The organism is Parvibaculum lavamentivorans DS-1 (assembly GCF_000017565.1).
GTDB lineage: Bacteria > Pseudomonadota > Alphaproteobacteria > Parvibaculales > Parvibaculaceae > Parvibaculum > Parvibaculum lavamentivorans.
In genome coordinates, this window is record NC_009719.1 from 3,745,177 (window position 1) to 3,763,939 (window position 18,763).

At 61.8% G+C, this 18,763-nt stretch carries 16 protein-coding genes; 5 read left to right on the forward strand and 11 right to left on the reverse strand.

Annotation, left to right across the window (positions count from 1 at the left end; genetic code table 11):
* Window positions 1-47 precede the first annotated feature (47 nt).
* Complete coding sequence (locus PLAV_RS17760) at window positions 48-464, reverse strand: nuclear transport factor 2 family protein (RefSeq protein WP_012112410.1); 417 nt, start codon at window positions 462-464, stop codon at window positions 48-50.
* On the reverse strand, window positions 461-1,729 hold the full coding sequence (locus tag PLAV_RS17765; RefSeq protein WP_012112411.1) for a cytochrome P450: 1,269 nt from the start codon (window positions 1,727-1,729) through the stop codon (window positions 461-463). The genes PLAV_RS17760 and PLAV_RS17765 overlap by 4 nt, the downstream gene beginning before the upstream one ends.
* Window positions 1,730-1,888: 159 nt before the next feature.
* Here PLAV_RS17765 and PLAV_RS17770 point away from each other — a divergent pair, with 159 nt between their 5' ends.
* Both PLAV_RS17770 and PLAV_RS17775 read left to right on the forward strand, forming a co-directional pair.
* Window positions 1,889-2,389 (forward strand): MarR family winged helix-turn-helix transcriptional regulator, encoded by a 501-nt coding sequence (locus PLAV_RS17770; protein WP_012112412.1) that lies wholly within the window; start codon window positions 1,889-1,891, stop codon window positions 2,387-2,389.
* A gap of 110 nt (window positions 2,390-2,499) precedes the next feature.
* The gene (locus PLAV_RS17775) at window positions 2,500-3,513 is read left to right on the forward strand and encodes an aspartate-semialdehyde dehydrogenase (RefSeq protein ID WP_012112413.1); all 1,014 of its coding nucleotides are present in this window, start codon (window positions 2,500-2,502) and stop codon (window positions 3,511-3,513) included.
* Between the two features lie 2 nt (window positions 3,514-3,515).
* Here the strand turns inward: PLAV_RS17775 and PLAV_RS17780 are convergent, their stop codons facing one another.
* The 5 genes from PLAV_RS17780 to PLAV_RS19445 all read right to left on the reverse strand — a co-directional run bounded on the left by PLAV_RS17780 (window position 3,516) and on the right by PLAV_RS19445 (window position 7,350).
* Window positions 3,516-4,283: a VOC family protein gene (locus tag PLAV_RS17780; RefSeq protein ID WP_012112414.1), complete on the reverse strand. Its 768-nt coding sequence runs from the start codon at window positions 4,281-4,283 to the stop codon at window positions 3,516-3,518.
* Window positions 4,284-4,306: 23 nt separating this feature from the next.
* On the reverse strand, window positions 4,307-4,777 hold the full coding sequence (locus PLAV_RS17785; RefSeq protein ID WP_012112415.1) for a VOC family protein: 471 nt from the start codon (window positions 4,775-4,777) through the stop codon (window positions 4,307-4,309).
* Window positions 4,778-4,837: 60 nt separating this feature from the next.
* The gene (locus PLAV_RS17790) at window positions 4,838-5,197 is read right to left on the reverse strand and encodes an ArsR/SmtB family transcription factor (RefSeq protein WP_012112416.1); all 360 of its coding nucleotides are present in this window, start codon (window positions 5,195-5,197) and stop codon (window positions 4,838-4,840) included.
* A gap of 57 nt (window positions 5,198-5,254) precedes the next feature.
* Window positions 5,255-6,652, reverse strand: a complete 1,398-nt coding sequence (locus tag PLAV_RS17795) for an NAD(P)/FAD-dependent oxidoreductase (RefSeq protein WP_012112417.1) — start codon at window positions 6,650-6,652, stop codon at window positions 5,255-5,257.
* A gap of 86 nt (window positions 6,653-6,738) precedes the next feature.
* A complete protein-coding gene (locus PLAV_RS19445; protein WP_168713216.1) occupies window positions 6,739-7,350 on the reverse strand; it encodes an inner membrane-spanning protein YciB in 612 nt (203 codons plus the stop codon).
* On the opposite strand from PLAV_RS19445, the gene PLAV_RS17805 reads away from it, so the two are divergent.
* Window positions 7,342-8,601: an SDR family oxidoreductase gene (locus PLAV_RS17805; protein ID WP_245545178.1), complete on the forward strand. Its 1,260-nt coding sequence runs from the start codon at window positions 7,342-7,344 to the stop codon at window positions 8,599-8,601. The two genes, PLAV_RS19445 and PLAV_RS17805, sit on opposite strands and share 9 nt — an antisense overlap.
* Before the next feature lie 257 nt (window positions 8,602-8,858).
* Here PLAV_RS17805 and PLAV_RS17810 read toward each other — a convergent pair whose 3' ends face one another.
* The 4 genes from PLAV_RS17810 to PLAV_RS17825 all read right to left on the reverse strand — a co-directional run bounded on the left by PLAV_RS17810 (window position 8,859) and on the right by PLAV_RS17825 (window position 15,232).
* Window positions 8,859-10,775: a DUF7017 domain-containing protein gene (locus tag PLAV_RS17810; RefSeq protein WP_012110115.1), complete on the reverse strand. Its 1,917-nt coding sequence runs from the start codon at window positions 10,773-10,775 to the stop codon at window positions 8,859-8,861.
* Window positions 10,772-13,546: an ATP-dependent DNA helicase gene (locus PLAV_RS17815; RefSeq protein WP_012110114.1), complete on the reverse strand. Its 2,775-nt coding sequence runs from the start codon at window positions 13,544-13,546 to the stop codon at window positions 10,772-10,774. The genes PLAV_RS17810 and PLAV_RS17815 overlap by 4 nt, the downstream gene beginning before the upstream one ends.
* Window positions 13,547-13,629: 83 nt before the next feature.
* Complete coding sequence (locus tag PLAV_RS17820; protein ID WP_012110113.1) at window positions 13,630-14,646, reverse strand: nucleotidyl transferase AbiEii/AbiGii toxin family protein; 1,017 nt, start codon at window positions 14,644-14,646, stop codon at window positions 13,630-13,632.
* Window positions 14,639-15,232 carry a DUF6088 family protein gene (locus PLAV_RS17825; RefSeq protein WP_012110112.1) on the reverse strand — a complete coding sequence of 198 codons (594 nt, stop codon included), beginning with the start codon at window positions 15,230-15,232 and terminating at the stop codon, window positions 14,639-14,641. The genes PLAV_RS17820 and PLAV_RS17825 overlap by 8 nt, the downstream gene beginning before the upstream one ends.
* 240 nt (window positions 15,233-15,472) lie before the next feature.
* Between PLAV_RS17825 and PLAV_RS17830 the strand changes: the two genes are divergently transcribed.
* Together PLAV_RS17830 and PLAV_RS17835 are read left to right on the forward strand one after the other, a co-directional pair.
* Window positions 15,473-16,435, forward strand: a complete 963-nt coding sequence (locus PLAV_RS17830) for an ArdC family protein (protein WP_012110111.1) — start codon at window positions 15,473-15,475, stop codon at window positions 16,433-16,435.
* A gap of 161 nt (window positions 16,436-16,596) precedes the next feature.
* On the forward strand, window positions 16,597-18,717 hold the full coding sequence (locus tag PLAV_RS17835) for a ParB/RepB/Spo0J family partition protein (RefSeq protein WP_012110110.1): 2,121 nt from the start codon (window positions 16,597-16,599) through the stop codon (window positions 18,715-18,717).
* Window positions 18,718-18,763 lie beyond the last annotated feature (46 nt).

Below are 18,763 nucleotides of genomic sequence, written 5' to 3' on the forward strand. Positions count from 1 at the left end.
TCTCCACCCGGTAGTTGTGTTTCGGGAGAGACTAGCCCTTACCGCGCTCAGGAGAAAGCGGCGACCGCGACGGATGTGTTCATGAAATCCCTGAAGCGGAGCCATTTCCGGTCTTTCAGGGTGATGACATGCACGAAATCGGAGTCGATGGAGCGGCCTGTCGAGCGGGCTGTCAGGTTCAGATGTCCCGTCACCACGACCTTGTCACGCTCGGCAATGAACTCCTCCGCGTCGAACTGATGAATGTCGACGGAACTGAGCACCCGCTCGAAGAAGCGCTCGCATTTATCCTTGCCGCGATAGATGCCTGCATAGGGAATGGTGGTCGGCCCGTAAAACTCGATCACGGCTTCGGGGTGAAGGAACTCCAAAATAGCCGGTATGTCCTTTGCGCCGAAGGCGAGGAAGAGAGCCTTGGTGACGGCGATGTTGCGCGCGGTGTCGTCGAGTTGCGTCGTTGTCATTGCGTTTCATCCTCCCGGGCGGTGAAGCGGAGCGTGAGACTGTCGAAGCCGTGATTGAGAAGACTGGCGCGCTGCGGCACCGGCGGCAGCGCACCGAGAGAGACATCGTCCATCCGGTCGAGGATCGCCTCGATGAGGGCCCTGCCCTCCATGCGGGCGAGAGCCGAACCCAGACAGTGGTGGATGCCGACGCCGAAGGTGAGCTGCTTGTTGAGGTTAGGCCTAGAGATGTCGAACTTTTCCGGATCCGGGAACATGGCGGGATCGTGGTTGGCGGCGGCGAAGAAGAGCGCCACCCAATCGCCCTTCGAAATTCTGGCGCCGCCGACCTCCACATCCTGCGTCGCGATGCGGAAGAGGCGTTGCGGCGGACCGCTATGGCGAAGGCTTTCGTCGATGAAGGGACCGATGAGAGCGCGGTTCGCCGCAAGCTGCGCACGAATGTCCGGCATGACAGCGAGATTGTGCAGCAGGTTGCCGAGGAGAAAGGTTGTCGTTTCCGAGCCTGCGACAACGAGCGTGATACAGAAGCGGATCACTTCATCGAGGGTCAGTTGCTCGCCATCGACTTCCGCCTTCAGGAGTGCGGCGATGAGGCCATCCGGAACGGGATCGCCCGCCTCGAGAGCGCCATAGAGGCTATCCACGGTTTCGGTGAAATAGCGGACCAGTTCGGCATTGCTCGCCTCACGTTCGGCGGGATCGAGATCGGCGGACAGCATGAAGGCCGTCGCCCAATGACGAAACCGGTCTACCACTTCCTCGGGGAGACCCAGCAGGCCGACCATGATGCGGGCCGGGATGCGGGCGGCGAGCGCCTCCATCACTTCGGTATCGCCATCGCCAAGGCCTGCCACCATGCCGCCGACGATTTCGCGCACCCAGGGATCGAGCGCCTCGATACGAGGGCGGGAAAAGGCGAGATTGACGATGCTGCGAAGGCGGTCGTGCTCGGGATTGTCGTGGTTCACGAGCATCAGCGTCGGCGCTGAGGACTGCTCCTGCAGCGGATCGCGCGAGGAAAATATGCGGTGATCGCGCGCGGCGGCGGAGACATGGTCGTAATTCAGAAGCACCCAGGCCGTTACCGCCTCGTCCGCATCCGGCACGGTGCCGGGCGGGTAATCGCGGTAGCCATAGACGGGGCCATAGGGCCGGAGCCTGTCATAGAGCGCATAAGGCGAGGCGATGGTGTCGCCTGCGGGCAAAGCCGCCACAAGCGCCGCGAGATCGTCCGCCCGGTCGGATTTCCGGATTTCCTGCATTCACTCCCTCCCCTTTTTGGACGCCTCCCAGCGCCTCATGGATTATGCATTTCATAAATTGTTTCTTTTGTAAATAGTTTAGGCGCTCCCTCCCAAAAGGCCGGCGCGATAGACTGCGGGAGAGATTCGCGCCGTTCGACGCGCGAACAAGGAGGCGGCGTGGCGGCGAAAAAGGCGGGAAACAAGGGCAAGGAAGCGGTGCCGCAGGCGGCGCTGCGCTTTCTCGAATATTACTATCCGATCCATTACAAGGCCGGCATCGGCGTCGAGGATGCGTTGCGCGGGGGGCAGCTCAGCCGTCACCAGGTGGCGATGCTGTGGCTCATCCATTCGGAGGGGGCGAACGGCCGGGAGATGAACCGCAAGGCCATCGAACGGTCGCTGGAGACCTGGTTCGAAATCTCTGGCGCGGCTATTACCAAGGCGCTCCGGGCCATGGCGCAGCCGCCGCTGGAGCTGGTGCGGCTGGTGGAGGACCCGAAATCCGGCCGCGAGAAGATCGTTATCCTGACGCCGAAGGGCGAGGCCCATATGAGAAAGATGATCGCCGGTGGCGAGGCCTATGTGCAGCGGATCATCGACCATATGAGCGATGAGGAAATCGAGCGGGGACTGCACTTTTTCAAGCGCGTCTCGGAGATCGTCGAAATGCTCCGCTGAGGGGTTGCGACCTCGCGCCCCGCCCCCAACCTCTTGCTCCATCCCCCAGCCACTGTTATAGGCACGGCGCTGTTTATGGGCCTTTTCCGGCCCGGCCTGGAGTGAGAGACATGAACCCGAACCCCGTCGTCGCCATTGCGGGCGCGACCGGCGCCGTGGGCGTCGAGATGATCCGCTGCCTCGAAGAGCGCAACTTCCCGGTGAAGGAGCTGAAGCTCCTTGCCAGTGCGCGTTCGGCGGGCAAGACCATGAAATTCCGGGGCAAGGATATCGTCGTCGAGGAACTGACCGAAGCGAGCTTCAAGGGCGTCGACATCGCCTTCTTCTCGGCGGGGGGCGGCATTTCGCGGAAGTTCGCACAGGCAGTGAAGGAGGCGGGCGCGGTGATGATCGACAATTCGTCGGCCTACCGCATGGACCCGAACGTGCCGCTCGTCATTCCGGAGATCAATCCGGAAGCGGCGCTTCACCACAACGGCATCATCGCCAATCCGAACTGTTCGACCATCATCGCGATCACGCCGCTCTGGCCGATCCACAAAGTGAACCGCGTGAAGCGGCTCGTCGCGGCGACCTATCAGGCGGCCTCAGGCGCGGGCGCGGCGGCGATGGAAGAGCTCGAACAGGCGACGCGTGCGTTTCTCTCGGGCGAGCCCTTCGAGCAGAAGATCATTCCGCATCCCTATCCCTTCAACGTCTTCAGCCACAATTCCAATGTGGACCCCGAAACGGGCTACAACGAGGAAGAGCTGAAGATGGTGAAGGAGACGAAAAAGATTTTCGGCGACGACAACATCCGCGTGACGGCGACCTGTGTGCGCGTGCCGGTTTTGCGCGCACATTCCGAAGCGCTCGATTTCGAGTGCGAAAACCCGATCACGCCGAAGGAAGTGCGCGACATTCTCGCGAAGGCGCCGGGTGTGAAGATCGTCGACGATGTGAGCGCGAATTATTTCCCGATGCCGAAAGACGCTTCCGGCAAGGACGACATTCTCGTTGGCCGCATAAGGCAGGATATTTCCGACCCCTCGGGCCGGTCGATCGCGATGTTCGTCGCGGGCGACCAGTTGCTCAAGGGTGCGGCGCTCAACGCGGTGCAGATCGGCGAGTTGCTGGTTCGCTGAAATCAGCGGCGCGCGCCGACAAGTGCGAAGGATGCGCCCTGCGGGTCAAGTGCCTGGATGATCCATGCATCGCCGGGCACCTGATGCGGGCCGGACGTGACGGAGCCGCCCTTTTCGCCTATGCGCGCCATGGCGGCATCGATGTCGTCGACACAGAAGTAAAAAAGCCAATGGGGACCGGCGTTCTTGTCCTGTCTTTTCATCATTGCGCCGACGGCCTCGCCGCCTGCGGCGAAGAGCTGATAGACCTCGCCATTGCCCATATCCATCGCCTGATCCTTCGTCCAGCCGAAGAGGCGGGAGTAAAAGGCAAAGGCGGTGCCGACATCGCCGCCATTCAGCTCATGCCAACCGACCGTGCCTTGCGTACCCGGCGCCGGCTGTGACATCGGTCCACCCTCGCCCTTGAAAATGACGAAAGCGGCACCCGCCGGATCCGCAACGACGGCAAAGCGAAGAATGCCGGGGACGTCATCCGGTTCCCGCAGAAGGCGCCCGCCTGCTTGCTGCACATTTTTCACTTCCTCGTCCACATCGTCCACGCCGATGTAACCGACCCAGCCGGGCGTCGCGCCTTGATCGCAGGCCTCCTTGGGGAGTTCCATCATGCCGCCGATGCCCTGATCCTCGACGAGGAAGAGCGTGTAGGGATTGCGCGGGGTTCCGCCATCGCCGGTTTTCCATCCCACCACATGCGAGTAGAAGCCGGCGGCGGCGCCGGTGTCCGACGTCATCAGTTCGTACCAGAGAAAATTCTTCGGGGTGCTCATCGATCAGTTCCTTGTCCGGTGTTTTATGCAGCGTAGGCGGCTTCAAGCTTCGCGATATCGAGCTTGACCATCTGCAACATCGCCTGTGTTACCCTTTGTGCTTTCTCAGCGTTGGGATCGTTCATCATCTCGATGAGGACCGAGGGGACGATCTGCCACGACACGCCGAACTTGTCCTTGAGCCAGCCGCATTGCTGCTCCCGACCGCCTTCCAGAAGCTTGTTCCAGTAGTAGTCAACCTCGTCCTGGGATTTGCAGTCGACCATGAACGAGACGGCTTCGTTGAACTGGAAGATCGGCCCGCCATTGAGGGCGGTGAATTGCTGCCCTTCGATTTCAAATTCGACGGTGAGCACCGTTCCGGCCTTCATGGGCGCTTCTTCGCCGTAGTGCAGCACCCTGCCCTTTTTCGAATTTCTGAAGATGGAGGTGTAGAAGTTCACTGCCTCTTCGGCCTGGGTATCGAACCACAGGCAGGCGGAAATTTTCTGCATGATACGGCCCTTCCAAGATGGTGCGGTCTTCGGGCGACGATGCGACCATCGCCCGGTGATTTATTTCCTTGGCTTGCGGATGCCGGGTGCCACTGCCTCTTCCTGGGGGCGGGCCAGGAAGGCCTCCAGCCGGTCGAGCCGCGCTGCCCAGACGCGTCGATACTCCTCGAGCCAGGCATCCACTTCCTTCATCGCCTCAGGCTCGAGCCGGCAGGGACGCCATTGCGCCTCGCGGCCACGCGCGATGAGGCCCGCCCGCTCCAGCACCTTCAGATGCTTCGAAACGGCCGGGAGGCTCATGTCGAATGGTTCGGCGAGCTCTTTCACCGAGGCATCGCCAAGTGCGAGGCGAGCGAGAATGGCCCTTCTCGTCGGGTCGGCGAGAGCAGCGAATTTGTTGCTGAGGGGGTCGGCGGCCATTATTAAACCAACTAGTTACTTAACTAATTGGTTTAATATTACCAAACCGGGCTGCTGTCAAGCCGCCTGCCGCGGACGATGGCGGTTGAGCTTTTCGCTGAGAGAGCTGTCGTAGATGCAGGCCTGGATGATGTCGCTGTTGTAGTAGACGTCGTCGTCGAGAGACCGGATCGCCTTGCGGGTGCGGAGGCGCACCAGAAGCTTGATGAGCCAGCGGTAATTGTTCAGGGAGGCACGGCTGCCGGAACTGGTGCCACTGGCGGCGATTTCGCCCCAGATCGTTTCCACCAGATCGTCCAGGGACGGGGGCTCTTCTTCGGTGCGCCGGGAAGGCTGGAAGCGGTTGCCGTAGATGCGCTCCTCGCCGAGAAGCTCGCGCGCCAGAAGATCGGAGACATAGGGCGCCAGCGTGATCCCGCTTTTGTAGAAACCGGCGGCCGCCCAGACGCCCGGGACAAGCGAGCCGAGGACGGGATAGGTGTCCTGCGACATCGCACGGATGCCCCCCGTGAGTTGCAGCTCGTTGAGATTCAGATCGGGGTCGTAGAAATCGAGGCTGCGCTGCAGATGCGTCGTCACTTCGACCCGGTGCGTATTTGCGATGGCGGATGCACCGACATAAAGATGTCCCGGATAATGGACCGCATAGTCGCCGCAGCTGGCGCCGAAGGTCGGCGTGCGGACGGTGAACGGCTCGTCGGATGTCACTGGCATGGTGGAGCCGATACCGTAGACCGGGATCATCAACGGCACATCTGTTACGCCTAGACCTTCAGTGAGATCGTTGAAGCCAAAGCTGTTGGCGAGCACCACGGCATCATAGCTCTCTTCACCACCCTCACGGTCGCGGACGACGCGCCGTTCATCGACCTTCTCCACAAACACCAGACGGAAGGTGACGTTCGAACGTGCAGACAGAGCGGCATGGAGGCCATTCACCAGCTTGCCGGCATTCAGAAACATTTCACCAGGAACGAAAATTCCCTGCTCGAAACGATCCTGCCGCACGACGCGGTGACGCAAAGGCTTCTTCAGATTTACTTCCTCGAAAGCGTGGCCGCGCTCCGCCAGCGTTTCGCATATCGCATGGAGATTGCGCCGCTCGTCTTCAACATCCCGGCGGCTGAGTATGTAGGTTCCGCCGTAGAGATTGACTTGCGGGACGCCGAGCGGCGCAAGATCGCGATTGAGCCTCTCGACGAATTCCGGCCACAAGCGCATCGCCTGCTCACCGATCTCCAGCATATGACGCGCGGCCCAGGAGGTGCGGACCCTTGTGGTGACCTCACCGAGGACATTGACCATTGCAGGCGCGGCGGTACTGCCTGCATAGGCGCCTTGAAGGTCGCCCGGTCCGTAGATCACTACATTCGGTGCGGGTGCGCTGTTGGCAAGGCGATAAGCCAACGACAGACCGGCGACGCCGTTACCCACGATGGCGATGCGTTGTGTCATGAGATTCCCAGCAAGGCGGTGTGATGTGACGCTCCATAATCCAACGAATGCTCACGAAATATGTTCCGCAGGCAAAAGCTGATCCATCAAGAACGCGGCACGGCAACAAATGGGGCGGGCCTCCAATGCGCACGCAGCAACGGAAACTGAAGCAGCAGGAACGCGAAGTTCAAACCGGCTAGAACGAAGGTTTTGAATGCGATCCATGTTTCAGTCGAAAATTCGATCCGAACGAATTCATTGGTAAGAGCGAGAGCGACGAGATAGCCGACAATACGCCAAGTCAGCTTTTCCCATCCGGCATCGTCCAGGTGGAGTTCCGGCGAGAAGGTTCTTTTCAACAGATTGTGGCCGGACAGTAGCGCCCCGCTCAGCACCGCGGCGTAAAGCGCGTTTGCTGCCGTAGGCTGCATCTTCACGTAGGTGCTTTCATGGAAAAGGAGCGTGAGCCCGCCGAAGCAAAGGACAAGGAAGGCGGTAACGATCGGCGTGATTGGAAAGGTGCGCCGCTCGGCATAGGTCACGGCGACGGATATGAGAGCGGCAGCCATGAACGCCCCGGTGCCCACCATAATTCCCTGCCAGGAAAAGGCAGCGAAAAAAATGAGCGCCGGCCCCAGCTCAATTACCGTCCGCCGCAGGAAGGGGACAGCAACACTGCTCAGGCTTGGGGCTATCGGAGATGCGGCGTGCTGCACAGTTTCTCCACTCCTTCGGATGCCGTGAGGAAACGTCCGAAGGCCAAAGAGGTTCACACGGCCGGCAAGAATCCATGCGGGCGCACCCGCGACCCCAGGGCCCGGATTGCGTGCGATTTTCGCGGAACAGAACCTTCCGGCAAGCCGTTGCTTCCCAAGGGGCGACGCGTGCAAGGAGGCAACATGGCCAGGAAACTCAAGCCTATTTCCGAGCAGACTATCGTGATTACGGGCGCCAGTTCAGGAATTGGCCTGACGACGGCGCAGCGGGCGGCGCGAGCCGGTGCAAATGTGGTTCTTGTCTCGCGGAATGAGATGGCACTGAAGAAAATCCGCGATGAAATCCGTTCAGCGGGTGGCAAGGCGGATTTTGTAGCCGCCGACATGGGCGTGCGCGATGAGGTCAGGAATGTCGTCGATACGGTCGTGGAGCGCCATGGCGGCTTCGATACATGGGTGAACGGTGCCGGCGTCGGCATCTACGCACGACTGGAGGAAACATCCGACGAGGATCACCAGAAAATTTTCCAGACCAATTACTGGGGTGTCGTCTACGGGTCCCTCGAGGCACTGAAGCACCTCAAGTACAAGCATGGCGCCCTTATCAATATCGGCTCCATCAGTTCGGACATGCCCGCGCCCATTCTCAGCGCCTACACGGCATCCAAGCATGCAGTGAAAGGCTTTACCGATTCACTCCGGCTGGAATTGCTGCACGACAAGGCGCCGGTGTCGGTTACCCTGATCAAGCCAAGTGGCATACAGACACCGTTCGGTGATCATGCCAAGAACTACATGGATGCCGCTTCGCGCGTGCCGCCGCCGGTCTATCATCCAGAAGTCGTGGCGGAGGCCATTCTGCGTGCTGCGACGCATCCGATGCGCGACATCACTGTGGGTGGCGCCGGTCTGGCGATGACGATGCTGGCGGGCATTGCGCCTGCTCTCTCGGACAGGCTTTTCGCCTGGTCTTTTTTCAAGACGGCGCGGGACGAAAAGCAGAAGAAGCATGACGAATCCGCGTTGCATGAGCCGGGAGACGGCGGGAGGAAACTTGGCGAACAGAGCGGCCACATTCGCGAGACCAGCCTTGCCGCGAAAGCGCAAATGCACCCTTTCGCTACTGCGGGACTAACGGCAATCGCTGCTGTTGCGGTGCTCTCGCTGCGCAAGAGCGGACGTCAGAGATTGGGCAACGCGACGCGAGCCGCTATTCCCACTCGATTATTGATTGGCAGCATAACGCCTTGAAATATCGTCATTAAAAATATTTCTTACGGCGATATACCGTCAGCTATCCCGGCAAAATGGCTGGCTTTTGAAATTATTGGATTTTTCCGGGATGCCCCGAAAAACCGTACTTTCGGGATCTATCGTCAAGCGAGGAACGCAGGAAACAATCCGACTCGATCCATGCATTCCGCCGATTTCACGATGTAGCTCTATCATCAAAGCGGCTAATTGTCACGCGAGGCCGGAGCGCAAATGGCTCGCGCATCGTCACCAAGTCAGTCGTTTTTCGCGCTGATAGCTTTCCAGCCCCATGTGCTTCGCTTCTTGTCGAAATTGATAACGGCTAGGCCTTCCACCCGATCGCCATCGACGACCCTGGATTCTGCAACGATATCCGGCGGAATAAAGATGCCAGCGGAAGTGAAGCCGAGGCCATTACGGACTTCGACATCGTCGTTGAAAGGCTTCAGCACATCCGTTCCAGGCGATCGGGTGGTAGAGGAAACCGACAGCGTCCGAGTGCGCGCACCTTTCCGGCTATGATAGCGGGTCGCCCGAACCGCGACAGCCTGTCCTATCGTTGCTGAACCGGTAAAGTCGGCCAATGGAAACGTGCCGTCGATTCCCTTAGCCACCACAAAATGGAGGAGCGACTTGGCCCGGTTGATGTGATCGATCACGCCGCATAGTTCCGGCACAACGTCATCGCTGGCGCCGTTCCGTGGCTGAATCCGATGCACCATCGCCTTCCATGGTTCGGCGGTCGACACCTCCATCTGCACCCTGATCGGAGCGCCCGACCGGCAGCCCCGCACGTCCGGGTGCCCCGCAGAGACGCTGATTTCTAAAGGCAGCGGGCTGGCCTTAACGAATATCCGCCGGCGTGTCCGATCCTTCTGCCCTTCCTGCCCCTCGATCACGAATTCGTCGCCGACTAATGCATCGGTCCAAGGGAGATGGGCGAAGAGCAACTCCTCGGCGCGCGACTTGAAGCGATCGTAGAACGAACGGCCCGGGGTAGATGGTGCCGCGGCAAGGAACCAGGCGCTTTCCGCCATCCGCTGGGCGTCGATGGGAATGCGGGTGCCCTCGCGACGTCTATGTTCGATCACCCGTTCCACTTCGGCTCTCGCCTCACCGGGATGATCGGCGGCGACCAGGGCCGCGAACTTGAGACGCAGCTTGCTGACGAACGTATCGTCCTCCGAGCAAGTCAGCGCCTTCGCATAGCACGAAAGGCGCATAACCGGCTCCACCTCGAGGTCGCCGATCAACTCCCAGGTCCAATATTCGCCTGCCTTGCTGCGGGCGAACTCAGTCGCGAGCAGTCGAGCCTCATCTAGCCGTTCGAGGCCGCGCAGCAACTTTACCATGTTCAACTTCAGCCAGACGTTCTCAGGGAACAGCTCCAGCCCGCGCTCAAGGTAGGGCAGGATATAGTTCATCTCCGCTGGAGATCCGCCCTTCACAGCTTCCTTGGATGCGCGTTGCAGCACCGTTTCCGCAAGCGGGGGGAAGGTCTTGCCGTCGTCGAGTCGGGACTCCTCGAAGTCCTCGCGCCGGAACGAATCCAGACCCCACAAGCGTGCGAATGCGGCGAGGCGGAGATGGTCGCCATGGGACAACCGGACCGCCTGCTGCATCATGCAGCTATGTAATAGACCGGACTCCGAGATGCCGAGCTTGAGATAGGTGTTGAGGTGCCGCTTGACGGTATCGATGGCGCTCGGCGCCAAATCCTGCCCCCCAGCCGCTCGGAAGATCGCCTGGGTGGCCCGGTAGAGCTCCCAGCCGAAAGCAGTCTTGTCGTCCTTGGTCAGACCGCCTTTCGCCATGAGTGCCGCAAACGCGCCAACGGCCATGTCGTGCTGGCCATCCTTGCCGAGCTTTCGGGCTGCCATGACGGCACGACGATCATCGTCGACCAATGCCAGCGCCCGCTCTCGGTGTTCGGCGAGAAGCTCATTTCCACTAGGGACCTCAAACTTCGTCAGCAGGCGCAGATAGCCATGCAGCGATGCCTGATCCCGGTCGGCGGCATGCCGCTTCACGAGATCGATCAGACACCAGCCGTAGGCGCCGACCTCCCATTCGTTCGCCTCCGGCGCCGCAACCAGTTCCGTGGCGAGTTTGAACGCTTCATCGAGTTGGCCGCCCTTGCGCAAGGCCGTGACCTGCTGCCCCGGCTTCACGGGATGACCTGCGCGGTGAGTATCTCAAGCACCTCGGGCAACAACGTACCCGCTGGGACGCCCTGCCTTCCCCCGACGTTGATCGGCATGCATTTCGTGAACCGATCTCGTCCGTCGTAGAAGACATCGACGACGGCAGCATCACCGCCACGCGAGAAGGTGTAGCGCTGGCTCCACGCCTGTTCCTTCAATCCCACAATGTGGATTTGGCGTTCCCTGAGAAGAGGCAACAGGCGGTCGTGGAACTGTGCAAGGAAAGGGCGGCTTGGCGATTGCAGGCCCGACGAGCCACCCGTGCCGGCGACTGGCAGTGCCGAGCCAATGGACTGACCGACCAACGGCCGAAGAAGCTCGCCTAGCTGCTCGCTGAAAGCGCCTGCGGGAGGAACAGCCACCGCTGTAACCTTGAACTTGCCATTGTAACTGATGTTAGCGCGGGCGGTGTCGAGGTCACGACGCAGGTAGAAGGCTTCCTGGTACTGGTGATGCGCGACATCGTCGATCTCGATGCCCGTCTCCCCGAGAAGGTCCCGCACGCGCGCCAGAACACCGAGGCGGAATGCCTCCTGGGGCGATATGATTGAGGCGGTGCCTCCCGCCTGCGCAGCTGCCGAGAGCTGCCCATCCGTCGATGTCGTCGATACCTCCGAAGGCGACCACCAGTCAGGTCCGGCGACCTTCAACCTGACTTCGGGCGGGTCGATCATATACAGCTTCCCGCTTGAGCGGGTCATGGCCGTATAGAGCCAACGGAAATACTCGGCCGATCTCGGATTCTGGCCAGACGGGCAATTCACGAACACATGCCCCCATTCGCCACCCTGCGCCTTGTGGCAAGTCACCGCGTAGCCGAACTTTACGCGGAGCGCGTTAAAGTACGGGTCCTGGCGTATGATCTGGCTGAGGCGTTCTCGGTCGTGGCCGCGCTTCAAATCAGGGTGACGCTTGAGGAAGTCCACATAGAGCGCGCGCTGCTGCGCAGCGTCGAGCCCGGCCCCGCTATCGTGAAGATGATCGTCGAGGATTTTCGCGGTCAGAACGGTCTCGGCGCCATCTGGCGACGAAACGGTTATCTGGATGTCGCGGAACACTAACGACACCTCGATGACGTCGACTGCCCCGGTCTCCTCGTTACGGTATCGGAGATTGACGGACCGCCGCTCCACCATGGTTTCCGCATCGACGACATCGACAAACTCACCGTTAGCCAGGAAGCTGCCGTTCACAACGGCGTTGGCGGTGACGATCAGCCGATCACCGGCCGCCACGAAGTCACGTCCGGGGAAAAGTGCATCCCGGATCGCCCGGTTGTAACTGGCCGCTTCGCTGTTAGACCGCGTAATGACAATCGGAATGTTCGCTTCGCCGGTAGAGCGTGCCGCCATATATAACGGGAGAACCTCGTCGGCGCGGAGACGCAGGACATCTTCGTCGAATTCGAAGCTGAGGCTACCAAATGTGCCCTTTGAAAGGCTATCGCGAAGCGGCATGACGTTACGGATAATCCCGCTATCCGCCTTCTGCCGCAGTACTTCCTTCAACTCGTATTCGGCCGCATCCAACCCGAGGTGCTTGTGGAGGTACTCCGTATCAAGCGCTGGGGAGACGGACATCCCCACCGGGGGAAGCTGAGCGGGATCGCCTACGAGGATAATCTTCCGGTCGGTCTCGCCATGCTTGAATCCGACATAGCTAATCAGGTCGTGCAACAGGTATCCGGTTCCCGATCGGAAGAACTCGCTCTCCGAATAGACGTCCGAAAGAAGCGACGCCTCGTCCACGATATAGACCGTATTGGCCTGATCTTGGTTGGCCGCGATCTCCGCATAGAACTTGAACGTCTCCGACCCAACCTCCTGATCCCCCTTCGTATATTCCTTCAGGTCGCTGAAGTTGTAGATTTGGCTATGCACCGTCCGCGCGTCGCGCCCGGTCTTCTCCGAGATAATCTTCGCCGCCCGCCCGGTCGGTGCTGCGAGGCGGAAAGCGCGACCCTGTGCCGAAAGATATTCGGTGATGCCCTTGGCGAGGAAGGTCTTGCCGGTGCCCGCATAGCCCTTGAGCAGGAATACATGCTGCGTCGGACTGGAGAGGAATGTGGAAAGCGCGTCGAGGCAGGCGGCTTGGTCGCTCGACAGACTTTCCGTAAAGGCCTCGTGAAGTGTGATGCTGGTCCGAAGTTGGCGCACCCTCGGATCGACTTCCGCCATCGCGCGGGAGACCTGCTCCCGTATGCGCCGGACGCGCTCCTCGGGAAACTTGAGTATGTTCGATGACTTACCCGGGACCGTCGGCTGCCGCTCGGCAGAAACGTCCTGCGTTTCCACCATGGATGGAACCGAGAGGGGATTGGCGTTCTGCCTCGCTGGAGTCAGCCATTCGATGTCGGGACGCATGAAGCGGCAGAACCAGCACGAAAGAGACCAAGCATCTTCCAAAAGAGCTTCAGCTTGTGCCGGCGTAACCTTCCCGTTGTGTGCGGCATTGTTGCCGACCTTCCGGATAGCGTGAAATTTGGAAAGGAGACGGGCGTCGAGCAGGTCTGCATTCTCCAACAGGACCAACCTGTCGAAATGCGAATGCGCCGGGTCGTACTGAAGTCCCAGTTGCCCAAACAGTTTGACGACCATCGTCTCGGTAAGCCCACGCAGCCGGATGGCCACGAGGTCCGGCTCATGCGGTCCAGCCTGTTCCGCCTTTCTCCCGAGATCATGGAGATCTGGCCAGAACCGCTGAAGGAAATTGAAGCTGTCGGAGTGATCTCCGATCATTTCGCTGCACTCCGAACTACAACGCTCGCCGGAATGTCAGACATACCCATTACCGTCACTACACGCCCCCTCATCGTCGTTTCTTAACTGGCCGCGTTGTTGGCTCGCGCGGCCATCTCGGCGCATCGCGCCATGAGCGCCTCGAACGGTTCTGCGTCATCGAAGAGCAGCCCATCCTCGACCATGCGGATATAGTCGTCCTTCAGCGCTTTCGCGCCATCGCCGACCGGCACAAGCTGCAAGCCGCCGTTGACGGCCATTGCATAGTCGATCGGCGAGCGATCAGCGGCTTTCTCCGCAAAGAACATCGACTTATGACGAACGACCGCGTTCGCCAGTTCGCGATCCGCGAAGGCAGCGTCCGCAAGACCGGCTTCATCGAGCCGGGCGACATCATGCCAGTGCCGGGCGAAGCGGTCCCCACGCAGCCGGTCCTGGTGGCAGAAGACATGGATGGCGGTCGCCTTCTCCCAGAACGTCCGCTCGGCGTGCATGACGCGCGGACGTGCTGTCGGAAATATCAGGCCATCGATCAGGCCGGACGCATCGCAGGCAACATCGCGCAAGCTGGCCGGCTCGCCCGTCGACCGCGCACCGAACTCCAGCATGACACTTGGGGCGACATAGCCCGATCCGGTTGCGGTCGGTTCGTAGTCGATAAAGAGCCGATCACCTTCGACGCGGATCGCCGCAGCCAAACCTTCCGTTGCCAGGGCGTCGGAGATCACCGGCTGCACGACAGCGCCAACCCATTCCGGTAGCCGGCGACGAACCTCGCTGGACCAGCGCTTTTCCTCGCTTCGCGTTTTCGGCAGGCCCTCGCCATTGTCCCCGACCAGGTCGGGCGCGATGGCCCGAATGTCGTAGGTCATATCCACATCCTCCGAAAACCGATGGATGACCTGATAGGCTTTCGACAGCGATGTGCCGCCCTTGAACACCAGATGCTCACCAAGCGGCGCCGTGTAGAGCGTGCTCAACGCCCACACCACCCAGACGTCCTTTTCGAGCAGATGCGCGGGCCGCCCCGAACGATCCGCCGCGACGCCAAGGGCGTCGCGGCGATCCTGAGCCGAGAGGAGCAGGAAGGTTTCAGCCATAGGCCGCCTTCCCGACACTCTGCGCCAACCATGTCGGAAGCTGCGGCGCGGCCGCCACCAATTCGCCAAAGGCGCCGGGCGGCAGCTTTCGCTTCAATGTCCTGAGCGCAGTTTCGGCTTTCTCCGGGCCGAGCCAAGCCAAGGCCCGGACGGCCTCTCCCGCCGGCCGGTTGGCCAGAGCCAGTTGCCAGCGCGGGGCATGGCGCAATTCCACGACCTGCTTGCCGAGATTCATCTTCCGGCTGCGCCCGGAGGTCAGATAGACCGAGCGAACCGGCACCTGCGTCGTCAGGCCAAGGGCGTTTGCGGCCGCCGCACCGTTCGAGACGATGGTCTCGCCACGCTGGCTGGCAAGGGCTTCCACAGCCTGTTCCACCGACGGCGCGCGCGTCCCGAATCGACTGGCGACGGGGCGGAGATAGACACCGCGCCCAGCCCGGATGAGTTGTTCGCGCTCGGCCAGACGCGACAAGGCCTGGTCCACTGCGGCGCGATTGCCGAGATGGAGCAGCCCCTTAGCGGACACAGAAGCGCCCTCGGGCAAACCCGTCATATGCGACAGAATCTGTTCGGTCAGCCGTGTCATCGTCTTTCTCCTGTCAGGAACATACGCAGTTTTCTGACAGTTTTCAAGGAAACACATCCGGGACGGAAAGCTGGGACAAGGGGGAAAGCCTTCCCCTGCGGTCGAGCCAAAGGGTCTCGCCCGACCCCTTCTGCGGGGAGATCCCCGCAACGCCCCCCTAGAGTGAGAGTGCGGACGGGTTTCCCGTGACGGGTCGAGGGCTGGAGAAGAGGTCTCCGGCGCCCGTCGCGGAGAACCGCGATGTTCAGAAAAAACCACAGCGCCCGCGCCGGCTCAGGCCGGGCGAGCCTCTATGACGACATCACCGACAAGATCATCGCCGAGCTTGAGGCGGGCCGTGCTCCCTGGGTCCAGCCATGGGGATCGGCCGCGGCCAAGGCGCCGCTCGCCATGCCCCGCAACGCTGCGACCGGACGGCACTATTCCGGCATCAATGTGCTCATCCTCTGGGGGGCGGTGATCCAGCACGGCTTCCCTGGCCAGAGTTGGCTCACCTTCCGCCAGGCGCTGTCGCTGGGCAGCAATGTCCGCAAGGGTGAGCATGGCACGACCGTCGTCTATGCCGACCGCTTCACGCCGGAGGACGAGAAGCGTCGCGCCCGCGAGACCGGCGAAGACGCCGCCGCGATTCCGTTCCTCAAGCGCTTCACCGTCTTCAACGCCGCGCAATGCGACGGCCTGCCGGACAACATCGCCGCCATCGCTCCACCGCCGCCGCCTGGCCTCATCGAGCCGCGCGTCGAGGCTCTGATCGAAGCGACGGGCATCGATTTCCGCATCGGCGGCGATCGCGCCTTCTATGTGTCGGCGCACGACTATGTGCAGGTGCCGCCGCCGCAAGCCTATTTCGAGCCGATCAACTGGCACCGCACGGCCCTGCACGAACTCGGGCACGCCAGCGGCCATGCCTCCCGGCTCGGCCGCGATCTGACCGGCGGTTTCGGCACGAAGAAATACGCCTTCGAGGAGTTGGTGGCCGAAATCAACGCCGCCTTCTGCTGCGCGTCTCTCGGCATCGCGCCGACCGTCCGCCATGCCGACTATATCGGCGCCTGGCTGGAGGTGCTGCGCGAGGACAATCGCGCCATCGTCCGCGCCGCCTCCCAGGCGAGCAAGGCGGCCGATTGGCTGCTCGGCTTCCTGCCCGACGCCGATCTCGGCCCGGACGACACCATGGCCGGCGACGAACGGCAGGCGGCGTGATCGAATATGAATACCGGAAAGGCGGGAAAGCAGGTCTCCGGCTTCACGCCTTTCCGCTTCTGCGGCGCGGCCCTTCTTAGAGTGAGAGGGCGGCGCTTCGCTTCGTGACGGGTTGGAGGTCGAGAGAGAGTCTCCTGGCCGCCCGTCGCGGAGTAACGAACATGGCGACTGCCATCCAGAAGATCACCCTGTCGTCGGCGCGCGACATCCCCTTCAACAAGCTGGCGCTGAGCCAGTCCAACGTCCGACGCGTCAAGGCCGGGGTCTCGATCGAGGAAATGGCCGAGTCCATCGGCCGGCGCGGCCTCATCCAGAGCCTCCATGTCCGCCCGGTCCTTGATGGTGATGGCGCGGAGACCGGCATGTTCGAGGTGCCGGCCGGCGGCCGCCGCTATCGCGCACTCGAACTGCTCGTGAAGCAGAAGCGTTTGGCCAAGACGGCGACGGTGCCCTGCGTCATCGGCGACGCCAACAGCGACATCCTCGTCGACGAAGTGTCGCTAGTCGAGAACATGGAACGCGCACCACTCCATCCACTCGACCAGTTCCGCGCCTTTCAGGCCATGCGCGACAAGGGCATGACCGAGGAGGCCATCGCCGCCGCCTTCTTCGTCAACGTCACCGTGGTGAAGCAGCGCCTGCGTCTCACCTCCGTTTCGCCGACCCTGCTCGAAACCTATGCCGATGACGGCATGACGCTCGAACAGCTCATGGCCTTCACCGTCAGCCCCGACCATGCCCGTCAGGAGCAGGTCTGGGACGCGATCAAGGATAGCTGGCAGAAGGAGCCCTACCAGATCCGGCGGATGCTGACCGAGACCGCGGTTCGCGCCTCGGACAAGCGGGCCAATTTCGTCGGTGTCGATGCCTACGAGGCCGCAGGCGGCATCGTACTGCGCGATCTCTTCCAGTCCGACGACGGCGGTTGGCTGCAAGACCCCGTCCTGCTCGACCGTATGGTGGCGGAGAAGCTGAAAGCCACCGCCGATCAGATCGCCGAGGAAGGCTGGAAGTGGATCGAGGTCGCGGTGAGCTTCCCCTATGGCCACGACCACGGCCTGCGTGAACTCGCCGGCGTTGCGGTCGATCTGACCGACGAGGAGCGTGCGACCCGCGAAGCGCTGCGCGAGGAATATGACCGGATCGAAGCGGAATATTCCGAGGCCGACGAGCTGCCCGACGCGATCGATCAACGTCTCGGCGAGATCGAGCAGGCCCTGGAGGCCTTCGAGAACCGCCCCGTCAGCTACGATCAGGCCGACATCGCAATCGCCGGCGCCTTCGTCAGCCTCGACGCCGACGGTTCGCTGTCGATCGACCGCGGTTATGTCCGCGCCAAGGATGAGCCCCAGGCCGAGCCCGATGGCGAGGCGTCCGGGGGCGACCAGCCCGATACGCCGGCCGTCCAACGCGCGGTCATCACCATCGGTGGCCAGCCCGCCGAGCCCGAGGACGATGAGGAAGACGGCATCAAGCCGTTGCCCGAGCGTCTCGTGATCGAGTTGACCGCCCATCGCACCCTGGCGCTGCGCAACGCGCTGGCGGAACATCCGCACGTCGCCATGACCATGTTGCTGCACAAGCTTCTGAGCGACACCTTCATCCACACCAACCCGTCCGGTTGCCTCGAGGCCAATGTCCGCCACATCTTCTTCTCGGCCCAGTCCGAGGAATTGAAGGACAGCCCATCGGCGCAGGCGGTCAACGATCGCCACGAACGCTGGGGGGATCACATCCCCGCTGACAATGAGGCGCTCTGGGACTGGCTGACCGATCTCGATGACGGCACGCGCCTGGAACTTCTGGCGCTTTGCGTCAGCTACGGCGTCAATGCGCTATTCGAGCGTCCGAACCCCTATTCCGGCTCGGGCGTCAGCCAGCATGGCCTCGATATGCGTCTGGCGCAGGCCGACCGGCTCGCACGGGCTACGGGCATGGACATGGTGGCCGCAGGCTGGAAGCCCACTGTCGGCAATTATCTCGGCCGCGTGACCAAGCCCCGCATTCTCGAAGCCGTGCGTGAAGGTGCCGGAGAGCGGGCCGCGCAGCTCATCGACCACATGAAGAAGGGCGACATGGCCAAGGAAGCCGAGCGCCTTCTGGCCGACAGCGGCTGGCTGCCCGAGCCGCTGCGCCTCGCGTCCATCGATGGCGATCAGTCTGGTCCCGACGATCAGGCCGATAACGGCGAAGACACCGCCTTGCCGGACTTCCTCACCGAGGACGGCGAGGACGAAGACACCGACGAGGATGAAGTCCAGCACGCCGTCGCCGCCGAATAGCGCGGATCGCGCGGGTCGGCGCCGTTCGTCCCGCGCATCTCACCCC

Bases quoted from the DNA above. Each gene is read 5' to 3' on its own strand.
- PLAV_RS17760 (WP_012112410.1), bottom strand. From the start codon at position 464: ATGACAACGACGCAACTCGACGACACCGCGCGCAACATCGCCGTCACC.
- PLAV_RS17790 (WP_012112416.1), bottom strand. From the start codon at position 5,197: ATGGCCGCCGACCCCCTCAGCAACAAATTCGCTGCTCTCGCCGACCCG.
- PLAV_RS17780 (WP_012112414.1), bottom strand. From the start codon at position 4,283: ATGAGCACCCCGAAGAATTTTCTCTGGTACGAACTGATGACGTCGGAC.
- PLAV_RS17815 (WP_012110114.1), bottom strand. From the start codon at position 13,546: ATGATCGGAGATCACTCCGACAGCTTCAATTTCCTTCAGCGGTTCTGG.
- PLAV_RS17765 (WP_012112411.1), bottom strand. From the start codon at position 1,729: ATGCAGGAAATCCGGAAATCCGACCGGGCGGACGATCTCGCGGCGCTT.
- PLAV_RS17795 (WP_012112417.1), bottom strand. From the start codon at position 6,652: ATGACACAACGCATCGCCATCGTGGGTAACGGCGTCGCCGGTCTGTCG.
- PLAV_RS17830 (WP_012110111.1), top strand. From the start codon at position 15,473: ATGTTCAGAAAAAACCACAGCGCCCGCGCCGGCTCAGGCCGGGCGAGC.
- PLAV_RS17825 (WP_012110112.1), bottom strand. From the start codon at position 15,232: ATGACACGGCTGACCGAACAGATTCTGTCGCATATGACGGGTTTGCCC.
- PLAV_RS17775 (WP_012112413.1), top strand. From the start codon at position 2,500: ATGAACCCGAACCCCGTCGTCGCCATTGCGGGCGCGACCGGCGCCGTG.
- PLAV_RS17835 (WP_012110110.1), top strand. From the start codon at position 16,597: ATGGCGACTGCCATCCAGAAGATCACCCTGTCGTCGGCGCGCGACATC.
- PLAV_RS17785 (WP_012112415.1), bottom strand. From the start codon at position 4,777: ATGCAGAAAATTTCCGCCTGCCTGTGGTTCGATACCCAGGCCGAAGAG.
- PLAV_RS17820 (WP_012110113.1), bottom strand. From the start codon at position 14,646: ATGGCTGAAACCTTCCTGCTCCTCTCGGCTCAGGATCGCCGCGACGCC.